The organism is Microcoleus sp. AT8-A3 (assembly GCF_036705675.1).
In the GTDB taxonomy this organism is placed as follows: domain Bacteria; phylum Cyanobacteriota; class Cyanobacteriia; order Cyanobacteriales; family Microcoleaceae; genus Microcoleus.
Genome location: NZ_JAUBVD010000002.1, coordinates 76456 through 89172, shown reverse-complemented (window position 1 = coordinate 89172; position 12717 = coordinate 76456). Strand labels below are relative to the sequence as shown.

The 12717-nt window shown below is 47.3% G+C and carries 10 protein-coding genes; 3 read left to right on the top strand and 7 right to left on the bottom strand.

Annotated elements, in window-relative coordinates; all coding sequences use genetic code 11:
* Positions 1–80: 80 nt before the first annotated feature.
* A complete protein-coding gene (locus QUB51_RS01900) occupies positions 81–572 on the bottom strand; it encodes a molybdenum cofactor biosynthesis protein MoaE (RefSeq protein ID WP_333055327.1) in 492 nt (163 codons plus the stop codon).
* 636 nt (positions 573–1208) lie between these two features.
* Between QUB51_RS01900 and QUB51_RS01895 the strand changes: the two genes are divergently transcribed.
* Positions 1209–1613, top strand: a complete 405-nt coding sequence (locus QUB51_RS01895) for an SH3 domain-containing protein (protein ID WP_333055329.1) — start codon at positions 1209–1211, stop codon at positions 1611–1613.
* Positions 1614–1893: 280 nt separating this feature from the next.
* On the opposite strand, the gene QUB51_RS01890 is transcribed toward QUB51_RS01895, so the two are convergent.
* The gene (locus QUB51_RS01890; RefSeq protein ID WP_333055331.1) at positions 1894–2874 is read right to left on the bottom strand and encodes an aspartate carbamoyltransferase catalytic subunit; all 981 of its coding nucleotides are present in this window, start codon (positions 2872–2874) and stop codon (positions 1894–1896) included.
* 32 nt (positions 2875–2906) lie between these two features.
* Between QUB51_RS01890 and QUB51_RS01885 the strand changes: the two genes are divergently transcribed.
* Both QUB51_RS01885 and QUB51_RS01880 read left to right on the top strand, forming a co-directional pair.
* A complete protein-coding gene (locus QUB51_RS01885; protein WP_333055332.1) occupies positions 2907–3044 on the top strand; it encodes a hypothetical protein in 138 nt (45 codons plus the stop codon).
* A gap of 469 nt (positions 3045–3513) precedes the next feature.
* Entirely contained in the window at positions 3514–3732 is a 219-nt protein-coding gene (locus QUB51_RS01880) for a DUF4327 family protein (protein WP_193973492.1), read from the top strand.
* Positions 3733–3876: 144 nt separating this feature from the next.
* Here the strand turns inward: QUB51_RS01880 and QUB51_RS01875 are convergent, their stop codons facing one another.
* The 5 genes from QUB51_RS01875 to QUB51_RS01855 all read right to left on the bottom strand — a co-directional run bounded on the left by QUB51_RS01875 (position 3877) and on the right by QUB51_RS01855 (position 12602).
* The gene (locus tag QUB51_RS01875; protein WP_333055333.1) at positions 3877–5118 is read right to left on the bottom strand and encodes a protein kinase domain-containing protein; all 1242 of its coding nucleotides are present in this window, start codon (positions 5116–5118) and stop codon (positions 3877–3879) included.
* A gap of 803 nt (positions 5119–5921) precedes the next feature.
* The gene (locus QUB51_RS01870) at positions 5922–8225 is read right to left on the bottom strand and encodes a serine/threonine phosphatase (RefSeq protein ID WP_333259968.1); all 2304 of its coding nucleotides are present in this window, start codon (positions 8223–8225) and stop codon (positions 5922–5924) included.
* A 481-nt stretch (positions 8226–8706) separates the two neighbouring features.
* Complete coding sequence (locus QUB51_RS01865; RefSeq protein WP_333259965.1) at positions 8707–11283, bottom strand: DHH family phosphoesterase; 2577 nt, start codon at positions 11281–11283, stop codon at positions 8707–8709.
* 118 nt (positions 11284–11401) lie between these two features.
* Positions 11402–12217, bottom strand: coding sequence for a PD-(D/E)XK nuclease family protein (locus QUB51_RS01860; RefSeq protein WP_333055337.1), 816 nt, complete (start codon positions 12215–12217; stop codon positions 11402–11404).
* A 16-nt stretch (positions 12218–12233) separates the two neighbouring features.
* Positions 12234–12602, bottom strand: coding sequence for a DUF433 domain-containing protein (locus QUB51_RS01855; RefSeq protein ID WP_445243032.1), 369 nt, complete (start codon positions 12600–12602; stop codon positions 12234–12236).
* Positions 12603–12717 lie beyond the last annotated feature (115 nt).

Sequence of the window (12717 nt, the reverse complement as noted above, 5' to 3'; positions counted from 1 at the left end):
TCATCGAACATTCCACACTTTTTGACGTTACGAGATCGTAACAAGTTCCCCTCTTCAATCTCAAATCTCAAATCGATTGACTAATGCCCGACAACCTCGCACGCTCCAATACTAACCCAACTGCTAGAACCGTCGGCCCAATGTTCCTTTTTCCAAATCGGTACATTGTGTTTGAGCGTATCTATGGCGTACTGGCAAGCTGCAAAGGCCGAGTCCCGGTGGGGACAGCCAACAGCCACCAGTACGCTGATTTCGCCTACCTGCAAGTGTCCGACGCGGTGGTGAATGGCGACCCGATTGACATCGGCCCACTGGCGGCGGATTTCAGTAGCAATTTGCTGGAATACTCTCACGGCCATCGGTTCGTAGGCTTGATATTCTAGGGAAACTACAGCTTGACCGTCAGTTTGGTTGCGGACTGTACCGCTCATCATTACCACCGCTCCGTTCGCGGGGTCATCTGCCAAAGCGTATATTTCCTCTACAGACAACGGCGCTAAGGTAATGGCGAAGCTGTCTGATTCATGGCGTTGAGGAATTGTGCCGATCGAAAGTGCAGCCAAGGAGTTCATTGCGAAAGAATTGGTGCTGGAGAAGTTAATTGATCTTGACACAAATCAAGTCGCGATGGATTTGTCTTGCATTCTTGTCGGGGACATAGGGCGACTAATCTTGAGACCCATCTTGTAGCACGGGTAAGAGCTCGACTCCATCGCCCCGAACTTCTGCACCAGTGCGATCGGCTACACTATGACTGACCAGAAGCAAATTAAGATCGTGCTTGAAGACGAGCCGGATGCTTGTTCGATCGAATTAACTGCCGATATTGCTGTAGCAATTCAATAAATCAGCACCAAAATAAGTAGTGTCATTCGCAACTCAGTACAAGCAATTTCCAACCCCAATCGATAACTTCGTTCCCTTTTGAATGAAACAGTTAAGTTTAATTGAGCCCGGAGTTCCGATCCGCGTCTGCAAAATTTTGAGCAGTCGATGTAAACTTTATTTATTTTTTTGTTCCGGAAAGCTACATCAATGACATGATATACCTGTGCAGGGTTCAGGAAAATTAGCCAATACTCGGCAAAAGCAAGACCTTAACGCCATTTTGTGGCTTTTATGAAACATAAGTTAATAATTTGGGCTGTTAATTGAGGTTTTGACCTGAGTCTGCACCAATAAAGGTTAACAACAATCACGAGGAAACTATGGAAGCACTAGCATTGAGCCACTCTTTTGTTGCTTATGAATCTCCAGAGTCCGAACTCCAAGTCAAGTCGTTAGACCAACTGGGCTTGAAAATTCCTAATTCTGCATGGATAGGCGTTGCAGGTATGGCAGTAGCCCTATCTGTTCTGAGTGTCGGTGGCGAAGCCCAGGCCGCAGGTTGCTACCGCAAACACTGTGGCCATCGCGCCCATCACGGTCATCACAACTACGCCAAAGTTGTCACCAATGGGGGCCGACTGAATATCCGCAACCGCCCCAGTAGCTGTTCTCATGTAATCGGCAAGTTATATCGTGGAGACCACGTAAAATTAACCGGTCGTTACAAAAACGGCTGGGCACAAGTCAAAGGTGGCGGCTGGGTATCTGCGTCCTGGCTTTCCTAACTCTTAACTAGAGCACTTGACATTTCTAGAAAGAGTTTTAATCGTTACCCGGCCATACTGGGTAACGATTATTGTAAAGAGGCGATCGATCCTGAAAATCATGGAATATCCGAAATTCATGACCACGAATTTCAAAGGTGGTATCAAGCCCCCGGATTTATCCGTGGAATCAATCCAAAATCGAAAATCCAAAATCCTCAAGAAAGAGCATTTATCTCGCGCAAGTCAATCGAAAATCCAAAATCCAAAATCTAAAATCGATTGACTAACAACTAACAGCCTAAACTTTACCGCCGCCGATTAGATAAAGTAATGCCATCCGCACCGCCACGCCGCTGGTAACTTGCTGAGAAATCAGGCTAAACTGGGCATCGTCCATCAAATCCGAACTAATTTCCACGCCGCGGTTAACTGGGCCTGGGTGCAACACCTTCACATCCGGCTTGCAGAGTTTCAGTCGATCGCGCGTAATCCCGTACAAAGAATGGTACTCTCGTAAACTAGGCAGCAAATGGTCGCTCATCCGTTCCTTTTGCAGCCGCAAAGTCATCACAAAATCAGCATCGGCCAAAGCAGGTTCAAGCTGCCAGTGCAAAAATAACTTGCCTTCCCTACCATCGCCACACTCAGCAAACAACAGCGGTAGCAAAGTCGGCGGCCCGGCCAAATGAACCTCTGCCCCAGAAGCCGTTAAACTCCAAATATTAGACCTAGCCACCCGCGAATGCAAGATATCGCCCACCACAGCAATTTTTTTGCCCGCTAAAAGTTCCAGCCGCGGATTTTCGTTATCTAACAGAACACAAATAGTAAATAAGTCTAGCAAACCTTGCGATGGGTGTTCGTGCTGGCCGTCTCCAGCATTGAGAACGCTGACTCTTGACCCCAAGCGATCCATTTCCGAAGCAATCGTGCTGGGAACTCCAGCTTGTTCGTGCCGGATTACCATCAAATCCGTTCCCATCGCCAGATAAGTCTTAGCCGTATCCAGAATAGTCTCCCCCTTCGTTAGAGAAGAACTTCCAGGGGTAAAATTCAGCGTATCCGCTGACAGCCGCTTCGCCGCCAACTCAAAACTATTGCGAGTCCGGGTAGAAGGTTCAAAAAACAAATTCGCGACCACTTGACCCTGCAGGGCCGGCACTTTCTTCGTGCGGCGGCCGAGCACATCCCGAAAACTGGCTGCTGTTTGCAGCACCGTATCGTATTCGTCCGAGGTAAAATCAGCCAGAGTGAGAATGTGTCGCCTTGTCCAAGTCATACAATTTTAGATTTTAGATTTTAGATTTTAGATTGAATCAATCAGGACGGACGATGGGTTTGGAACTTGCTGGTACGCCCGCTGTGCTGTCGCCTTTGAATGTTCGATCGACATTTAGGGGTGGCGATCAACAGTATCCAACAATTTTCGATCGCTTTTGCGGTCAGTAGAGTTATAATCGGTTTATGTAGTTCACATCCCACTCTCACAGCGAACCCAGCGTCGAAGGTGAAACAGGTGTGGTTTACCCGCAGGAAAGCGGAAATTACGCTGTAGCAGCGAAAGCGCAGTAGTTGCAGTTTCTCCTACGCAAACTCAGCCTTTTCCAGAACAAGCCGAGCGCAGCCCTTGCATCTACTACTATGTGGAAACAATTGAGGCGGCAAACCTTCCACTGCCGATCGACAGCATACAGTGCGACATTTCACAGATGATTAATTCTTTGAAGTCGGTCTTGACTATTCAGTCTTGCTTATAGGGCCTTGTCAAAACGAACAGTGTTGAGATACAAGTTGAATATGTAGCTTCCCGACTAAAATCTACACGTATCTTGGCTAGACTGTTCTTGGCGAAACTGCGATAAAGAGTGTGCGCTGGGAAGTGGTAATTACACAAGATTTAAACAATTCAAGAGGTATTATGAGCCAGAAGGTGATACAGCCGATGGTTAAGTTCCAGCGTCAGGTGCATTCTCTCGTCACGTCTGACATTATCAAGCCCACAGACAGTATTTGGAAAATTGCTCTGCTTTACGGCGACGAATGGCCGTACTGGAAACAGCAATTGCTAGAGTTTGATTTTTCTATGCAAGACCCCGTGAGCGAATTGATAGCTGTAGAAGCTTGGGACGAAGAATAACAGAGGAGACGGAGGACTGGGGTGTCGGAGAGAAATTTTGAGGCGATCGGGTAAATTTTCTTTCATAAATTTCCGTTGCTAAATTCTTCCCTCTTCCCTCGGACCTTTGCTCTGTTCCTAATGACTAATGACTTCTGACTTCTATTAAAGGGAAGCTGCTAAAGCTCGAGCTAATTGTTGAGCAGTTTGAAAGCGATCCCCAGGCTTAGCTGCGGTGGTTCGCAAAATGGTGTCCCGCAGCTTGGGGGCGATCGTCGGAATATTATCGAGCTTAAACCCGTAACCTCCCGGTATTTTCCCGTAAAAGTTTTGAGGGCTTTGGGCCGTTAGCAAAAAAATTAAAGTAGGCCCAATAGCATATAAATCCGACTGAGGGAGAGGCTGTCCCCGGTCTTGTTCTGGTGCGGTGTAGCCTTCAACGCCGATGCGAGTGCCCGGAGGAGTGCCGATTTCTTTAACGGCACCAAAATCCAGCACTGTAATGCAATTGTCGCGGTGGCGCACCAGCAAATTAGCAGGTTTAATATCCCGATGGACGATCGGGGGTTTTTGAGAGTGAATGTAGTCCAAAACCTCACAGGTTTGGATCATCCACTCTATTGCTTGTTGGGGAGCAACAGGGCCGCGGTTGTAGATGCGTTTTTCTAAATCCTCGCCGTGGAGCATTTCCATCACCAAGTATTTTTTACCCCCTTCCACAAAAAAGTCAAAAAACTGAGGAATTCCCCGATGGTGGAGGGCCTTGAGAGTTTTAGCTTCACGTTCAAACAGTTCTTGAGCTTTGGCGATTTGAGCCATATCAGCATTCATTTCCTTGAGGACTACCAGAGAAGCGGCGGGGGAACTTCCGGGTTGTTGAGCTTTCGCTTTCTCTCGATCCCAGGCTAAAGTCGTTGTCCCCATACCGCCTTGGCCCAAAGTTCTTAGCACTTGGTAGTGGCGCACCGTGCGATCGACTTTAATCGGTTCGCCGCAGTGGATGCAGAATAAATTCCCCTGCGGGTTTCCCGCATGGGTACATCTCGGTGCCACGAGATTGACGGTGGGGTTCGCCTTAATTTTGCCGCCGAGTTCAATAGTAATCACTTGGAAATGCAGAATTGGGCCGCCCCGCGCCAACTGGATCAGGGCACCGTCGGATATCCAACCCTGAGACATGAGAATACCGTTAACCAAAGTGCCATTTGTCCCCGAATTGACTAAGTACCACTGGCTGGATCTCCCGCTATTAACTCTTTGCAGTTCCAGATGCTGCCGCGACACTAGAGCATTGGGGATCACAACGTGATTTTCAGGAGAGCGGCCGATGCGAATAATGGATTCGCTCTGGAAACTCCACTGTTGCAGGGGGGTTTGTTTTTCTGGATCTAAAAGAGTCAGCAGCATTTTCGCTTGATGTGGTTGAACTCCCTAATGTGGCAGTGAGAGTTGGCGGGAATTTACAGATTAGGGGCGTAGGGCTTTGAAAAATTAGAAATTAAAAATTAATTATGAGCTTCACACGTTAGTTTCAGGAAAACTTTATAATATCCTGATTATGATTAAAGATTTCATAAACCATGAATTTATAAATAGTTTTTGGGGAACAATTATTCATAAAATTTGTGAGGGGTCGATCGCTCCTTAAAAAACAGTCGATCGATTTAACAATTGCCACAACAAAAACTAGGTAAACAATCGCTAAACTTTTACGTAAATTTGATGTAGCAGCAGATTGTGATGTCAGCCCCACATATATATGTAGAGAAGACACTTCCCACGTTGCCCCGATAGCGATCGAGTATAAAACAGATTTTGCATCAGCCCGCCTGCAGACTAACTTCATTTTAGTTTATTTTTTTTCATTAGACTAACTATTTTTGTAAGTGAAAGCTCTTTCAAGAATGATGAATCCACTTACTATCAAGCAACTTTATTCGGTAGATTTCCTGAACATAGTCTCAAAATTAAAGCTACTGATAAATGGTTGGTACTCCACAGCTTTTCTGCAATCTTATGGGTCTGCAATCAGTTTTTGAACACTCAAGCTGAAGCTGCTTTAACACCGGATACCTAGAAAACAGAGCGAGAAGTAAAGCTTTGCCCGGAAACGACAGAAGCTGTTTTTTTTCTATGCAACAATCGGAGGTTTAACCCAGGCAGTCACGGGGGAAAGCGCCACCTTTGGAAAAGTTGGCAGCATCCAAATTCTAAAATCGAAATGCGCCTACCTGCGCCCGAATGATAATTGCCGTGATATTGTCGTGACCGTTGCGTTTGTTGCCGAGTTCAATCAACTGGGCAACTCCCTGGTCGAGATCGGCTTGAGGATTGAACAGGGGTTCGAGAGTGTTCTGCCAGTGAGTTTCCAACAAATCATTATCTGTCAGGCCGTCGGAAGCCAAAATCAACAAAGTATCTTCGCACAAGTCTAAAAACTGCACCTCTGGCTTGAGAAAATTACTGTCTCGCGGGCCGATGGCTTGAGTTAGTTGATAGGCGTCGGGACGGGCATAAGCAGTTTCCGGGTCAACCCCGCGCTTAATTTCGCGCTGGCCTACTTCGTGGTCTGAGGTGATTTTTTCTAGGGTTTGTCCCTTTCTCAGTCGGTAGAGGCGGCTGTCGCCGACGTGGGCAACGGCGAATTGGGTGTCTTGAACTAAGACTGCGACTAGAGTTGTACCCATGCGGGCGCTGCCGGAGCGTCCGTCTTTTTGATTGATTTCAAAGATGGCTTTGTTGGCTAGCAGGACTCCCTCGCGGATGGTGTCTGCCGGAGGTAGTTGATTTTCCCAACGGGTTTGAAAGAATTCTCTGAGGGTTTCAGCCGCTAGTTGACTGGCTACTTCTCCGCTGTCGTGTCCGCCCATGCCGTCGCAGAGAATGTAAAGCCCTTTGGTTTGAAAAATGCGACCGAAGGAGCTTTCGAGTTTGTTTAGCTGAGTCCAGATGCTGAAGAAGTCTTCGTTGTGGTCGCGCGTGCGGCCAACATCGGTGAGGCCTGCGTCTTCTAAGCTATAAATCTGGAGTGGCATGGGCTGGGTTAAGACCTCGCCAACTTCGGGGGGGGACTCGTCGGGGCTGCGGTAATGCCTGCGCGTCGGGGTTGAGCTTGGTGAAGGTGCGGGTTGGAGTTCGAGGGGAACTGTTTCTAGGCGCGATCGCAATTCTTCGATTGTGTTAATCTCGCCTCTGTACATTTGTTGCAGCAGTTCGAGCAATGCGCCAAACTGAGTGCGATGATCGGACTGGCTAAATATCACCTGCCACAATTGCCCCAAATCTACCAGTTGCAGGTTGGAGCCGGCCGGTTCGGGATAGAGGTATTGCAGCCGCAAAGAAGCCAAAGAAAAGGAAGAGTCGGGGTTGACTCGCAAATTTGTCAGTTCCAACAAGCTTTGCCGACAGCGCCAGGGTTCTAGGGCAGCCCACAGTTCTGTCATTTCGTGCAGCCAGTATAAAATTTGCTGGGTGGAAGTTTCGGGTTGATTCCAGCGTTCTACCAGCGGCGGCCATTGGGAACAGTCTTCTAGCAGCAGCACTGCCTGTTCGTTGTCTGACCAGCTATCGTGAATGACTGGCAGGTTTTGAGAGAATTGCCACCGGAGTGCCAGATAAGGTTCAGCTATGCCTTGGCAAAGCTCTGCTAAGGCGGGATTGGTTGAATTTTCTCCGTCTTTGATTGCTGCGGTGTAGGGGGATGTTCGTCTGGCGACGCTGGCAGAGTTGGCTGCTAGCATGGCTTTGAGCGGTGACATTTCCAGCGGCTGACAGTCCAAGACTGTTACTGCTACTGTGTCTGAGCGTTTTCTCGGCGGCACGGTTTCTAGGAGTTGGTAGCGCTGCTGAGTGTCTAAATAAGCTCCTGCTGGCTGGGAAGGGATGACATATTCTGAATTGGGGATGGGGAATTCTGGAGATGGGGGGGAGATGTCAGCTATGTTTGGGCTGTCGGGGTTCTCGGTTGCTTCCGGGATTTGTTGAGGCTGTGGTGCGGTTGTAAAATGCTGCTCAGATGGGGTTATTTCGCGCTCTGGTGCTGTAGTAGAGCTTTTTTCGGTTGTTTGAAAGGATGCTGGTACGATCGCCCCCACGGCTACCACAGGGTCAATTTCTGTGCTGCTGAATTCGCCGTCGCTTGGCTGTGGAGAAGTTGATGCGACTGCTATTGGGGGTTCGGCTGGGGTGGTTATTTCGGTTTTAATGGCGTCTGTGATTGGTTCAGGAGAGTTTTGGCGCGATGCGATTTCTGGAACCCTCTCTGGTTTTTGGGGAAACTCGGCTGGGGGTAGGGTGGACTCGTCTGCCTCGACTGCTGGAAAATTCGATCGACCGCAGATAATCGCCCGCCACACTTGACCTGTTGCGACGCCGCAATTCTGACATAATGCGGCGCTAAAAGCGACTTGGGCACCGCATTCGTGGCAAGGTTTGTAAATTAGGGAATTTCCGCATTGTTGACAAAACTTGTTTGGATTGGGATTTTCAAATTGGCAGCGGGGACAGAGAAGCATAGGGGTTTTAAATTGGAGATGGGCGATCTAGTGAAAGCGGTGGGGAGTTTTGGGTTGTGGCCTGTGAGTTAGGAGTTATGAGTTTTGGGTCTGACTCGCAACGGATAACTCCCATTGCCCTATGCCTTATTTTATCGGGATGAATTCAGAAGTAAGATATTTCTTAGAACTGAGATGTTGCATCGGTGTCAGGAATAGGCTTCTTAAGCCACATCTACAACAACCTCTCTCGCTTCAGGGCCCCAAAAGCCAGCCCCACCGGTGGTAACAGCGTGCGGGCCCGACAATAAAAGTTATCTCATGAGTGGAACGGGCCGAAGATCCCGTTCTTAACAACGGTGCAATATGTCAGTTAGAACTCATGTGTTGCACCATTCTCAATTACTTGTTTAGGAACAGGCAAGATGCCTGTTCCACAAGAAAATTCCTTCTTTGTGGAACAGGCATCTTGCCTGTTCTTGACAATAGTCCAATATCTCAGTTAGAAGAGAATTGCTGTAGAATCTTCTTGGAAAACGGTTTCTCGGGCGATCGACACAATGGTGGAAAGGGGTACTTCACAGAAATATTTCCGCCGGAATTGTTCTTCGGATACTGCTGCTAGGAATTGCGCTGCAAAACGGGCGGCGATGGGGGAATTTGGCACTGAGGATTGGATGGATTGGCTATGTAATAACTGTTGGGGGATTTGCTTTGGCGCGTCTTCCTGCTGTGCGGTTTCGGGTTGTCTGGTGATGTGGAAAGCTCGATCGCGATAATTGATTTTAAAACCGAGATATGTTAGGGTTTTGAACCCTAGTTGCAAGGATGTGTCGCTGATGCCGAGTTTCTGGCGGAGTTGCTGTCTGGTGACGGGTTTTTTGGTGCGGCTGAGGTATTTGGCGATGCCGATTAGCTGTTGGCAGATTTGCTGTGGGGGTACGAGTGGGGGTAATGTGTAGGCGATCGCGAGTTTTTTCTGAGTTTGCTGTGCTTGGCGAAACCAGATCCGCAGTTCGTCCCAGCTTGCGGGGCATTCTTTGAGGACGATCGAGTTGTCGCGATCGACCTTTTGGGAATTGTAAACTAGATTGTCGATCGACATTGAAGATTCTAAGTTTGTGCTGGCTGCTAACAACTCTCCATCATTATTTTTATTGCGCCAATCTACGATCCAATCTATTTTAGCGGGCGAATTGATTTGGCCCTCTTCCGTGCGTTCTTGCACTGCTACGAGGCGCACTTCATACCGCGATTTGTAAGTATTAAAATCGAGTTCAACGGTGACATCGCAGCGGCCTTGGGGAACTTCATTTTGATTGTGTCCCCACCAAATGCCGGGAAATCCCGTATCGGTAGATTCATCCCTAATTGTAAATTCTGTTTTAAGATATTCTACTTTTTGCCCTTTCAAATCCTTGATTTTTTGATTCCATAGATTTTCAAACCAGCAGTTTTCAATCAGCAATTTGGGTGCGGGATTGCCCATACCGCACGGTTCGAGCAATTTTAGTTCTTGAAATAAGTCTTTGCTTAATTCGGAGACAGTAATTTTTAGGTCTGCTTGAACTGGGGCGGCTGTTAAACTATCTGTGCTGTATTGTTGCCGCAGTTGCTGATTTACCGCATCTGTAAATAGGGGGATATTTTCAACGGGGAGACTCAATCCGGCTGCGAAGGGATGACCACCAAATCTGTCCAATAAATGCGCTTGGTCTTTGACTAATTGGTAAAGGTCAATTTGATTGGCGGAACGGGCGGAACCCCTAGCTATTTTAGATTTTGGATTTTGGATTTTGGATTGGGGGAGTGTTGGTAATTCTGGGTTTAAGGAATCGATAAATTGTGTTTCCGGGGAATTTTCGTTAATTTGTTCGCTTCCTTCTGTGCTGAATAAAATCACTGGGCGGCCGTATTCTTGGGCGATTTGTCCCGCTACTAATCCTAATACTCCTACGGGCCATTGAGGGTCGCTGAGGACGATGACGCTAGTAGTTGAAAGGTCGAGTTTGGCTAATTTGTTGGCGGCATCTTTGGCAACATCTTTTTGTAAAGATTTGCGCCGGGAGTTGGCAATTTCGGTTAGATTTGCTAGTTCTTCGCAGCGTTTTTTGTCGCGGCTGGTGAGGAGTTCTACGCAGAAGCTGGCGTCACCTTGAATGCGGCTGACGGCGTTGATTCGGGGGCCGAGGCCGAAGGAAATGTCGGTTGGGCGATCGCCCGATCTTTTGCACAGTTCGAGCAATTTTGCAACTCCTGGGCGGGTGGGATTTGTGAGTTGTTTTTGCAGTTGTTCGATTCCGAGTTGTGCTAGGTAGCGGCAGTCTCCTGTGAGTTGGACTAAATCGGCAATTAAGCCGATCGCTACTAATTCTAATAAATCTGCGATCGGGCGGTGCGGAATATCCGGTAATGTGTGATATAATGCTTCAATTAATTTGTAAGCTACTCCCACTCCTGAAAGGTTAAATAGTTGGTGGTTTGGGGGAAAGTAGCGGGGATTGATAATGGCTGTAGCTGGCGGGCGATCGTCCGGTAATGTATGATGGTCGGTGACAATTGTATCGATGTTTAAGCTGGTGGCATATTCGATTTCGGCGATGTTTGTACTGCCTGTATCGCAGGTGATAATTAAGCTAATTTCCGCTTTTGCTAAGGCATCTATTCCTGGGATATTGAGTCCGTGAGATTCGGTTAAGCGGTTGGGAATGTAATAAGTTAGTTGGTCATTTTGAGTAAAAAATTCTCCCAGTCCATCCCACAAAACGGAGGTTGAGGTAATGCCGTCGGCGTCGAAGTCTCCCCAAATTGCGACTTTTTCGCCGCTGTTGCGTGCTTGCTGGATTCTTTCTATTGCCCAGTTCATTTCTAGTCCGAATTCAAAGGGACTTGCTGGTTGGTAAAGTTTTGGATTTAAAAAACCGGGTATTTGTTCTGGGTTGTGAATTCCTCTATACCAGAGAAGTGCGGCGGCATAGTTTCCGGGGAGTTCTGGTGCGTGGTTCCTGACAGCTTGGATCAGCCAAGCTGGGGGTTGGGATAGGGGTTGAGTTGGCAAATTTTGAAGTATTTCTGTCATAAGTTATTTCATTAATTCCTGTAGGGGCGGGTTCACCAACAATCTTTCATTCACATCCACAATATCTATAAACCCGCCCCCACCGGGCGACTAATAGTTGCATAGTACAAGATTTGAATTAAATAAATATTTCATCGATTATAGCAAGATTTGGTAGCCAATCTGTAGGAGTTTCTGCGAGAAGATCGGGTGAGGTAATTTTTGTGTCGGTTGTGCGGTTGCAGCGAGTGGCAAATTGACAGGAATCGCAAAGATTGGAACTAATTTCTACTTGGGGTAAGAATTCGCCGCCTTCGGTATAGCGCTGTCGCCAGTCGGTTAGCTGCTGCAAGAGGTTGGTTAAATCTTGTTTTGTGCGATCGTGTTCTGTTTGGTTGTAATAAAATGTGAGTTTTTGCGGCGGTTCTTCTCCTTGCAATTGTACAAACCAGTATGTCATGGAAACTTGTTCGGGGGAATAGTCGCTGGTTTCTACTAAGACGTATAAATAGAGCCGAGTTTGCCAACTTTCAGCTATCCATTTTGACTTTTGAGGGCGGGGATAGGTTTTCCAGTCGAGAATTTGGGCGGCGTTTGGTTCGGCTATTAGCAAGTCATAGATAACGGTGAATAGGTAGTCTTGGAAAATTAGGGTGCGGGGGTGTTCGGCTTGGCGGAAAATTCTATCGCTATTTTCTGAATTGGCGAAAAGTTCGGGTGCGGTGTTGATAAATGCTGCCACACAGCGTCCCAGTTCGGGGTCTTGTTGGATGATGAATTCAATGGGAAGTCCGAGTTCTCGCTGCTGCATTAATAGGTGAAAGTGGCTTCCCCATGTGAGTTTTTCTTTGTGTTCTGGGGATGCGGTGGTGGCTAGGAGTTCGAGGTAGCTATGTTGGAATTTGCGGGGGCATTCTTCGAGGATTTTGAGTTGGGTTTGGGAGAGTCGGAGCATTTTTATTTAAGGATATTCATATTGTTTGTTGCTGCTGCTTGTAGTTAGAATCTTCGTCGCAGTCAATAGTACCGAACAATTCCAATACTTTCAGTTGTTTTCTCATTGCAGCTTTAACAGCAGGATGAATCAATTCTTCAGGAATTCGATTGCGCTCAATATAAGTATTTATTTCTTCTTGGTTATCCAAATAAAAGCTCAGCGCGTCAAAAATTTGAGCTAATTTCAGGTGAGGTAAGTGCATGGGGATTTCTTCAGGAGTAATACCCAAACGCCACAATTCAACGATCGCCCGAACGGAAGTCCTGGTTCCTGCGATAATTGGTTCGCTTTGCAAGATTTCAGGGTGACGTGCGACATAACGCGAAACAGATTGTAGATTCATGGCAGATTAACAGGGCAGATATATTTTTATTATATGTTATGATTGAGGCTATAAGTGTGTAAAAAATTAAGGGCGATTCTCTACGGGATAGCTATGCTTCACGCATTTTTCGCTA

Coding starts and splice junctions, on each gene's coding strand:
- QUB51_RS01900 (WP_333055327.1), bottom strand. CDS start 572: ATGAACTCCTTGGCTGCACTTTCGATCGGCACAATTCCTCAACGCCAT.
- QUB51_RS01895 (WP_333055329.1), top strand. CDS start 1,209: ATGGAAGCACTAGCATTGAGCCACTCTTTTGTTGCTTATGAATCTCCA.
- QUB51_RS01890 (WP_333055331.1), bottom strand. CDS start 2,874: ATGACTTGGACAAGGCGACACATTCTCACTCTGGCTGATTTTACCTCG.
- QUB51_RS01880 (WP_193973492.1), top strand. CDS start 3,514: ATGAGCCAGAAGGTGATACAGCCGATGGTTAAGTTCCAGCGTCAGGTG.
- QUB51_RS01875 (WP_333055333.1), bottom strand. CDS start 5,118: ATGCTGCTGACTCTTTTAGATCCAGAAAAACAAACCCCCCTGCAACAG.
- QUB51_RS01870 (WP_333259968.1), bottom strand. CDS start 8,225: ATGCTTCTCTGTCCCCGCTGCCAATTTGAAAATCCCAATCCAAACAAG.
- QUB51_RS01865 (WP_333259965.1), bottom strand. CDS start 11,283: ATGACAGAAATACTTCAAAATTTGCCAACTCAACCCCTATCCCAACCC.
- QUB51_RS01860 (WP_333055337.1), bottom strand. CDS start 12,217: ATGCTCCGACTCTCCCAAACCCAACTCAAAATCCTCGAAGAATGCCCC.
- QUB51_RS01855 (WP_445243032.1), bottom strand. CDS start 12,602: ATGAATCTACAATCTGTTTCGCGTTATGTCGCACGTCACCCTGAAATC.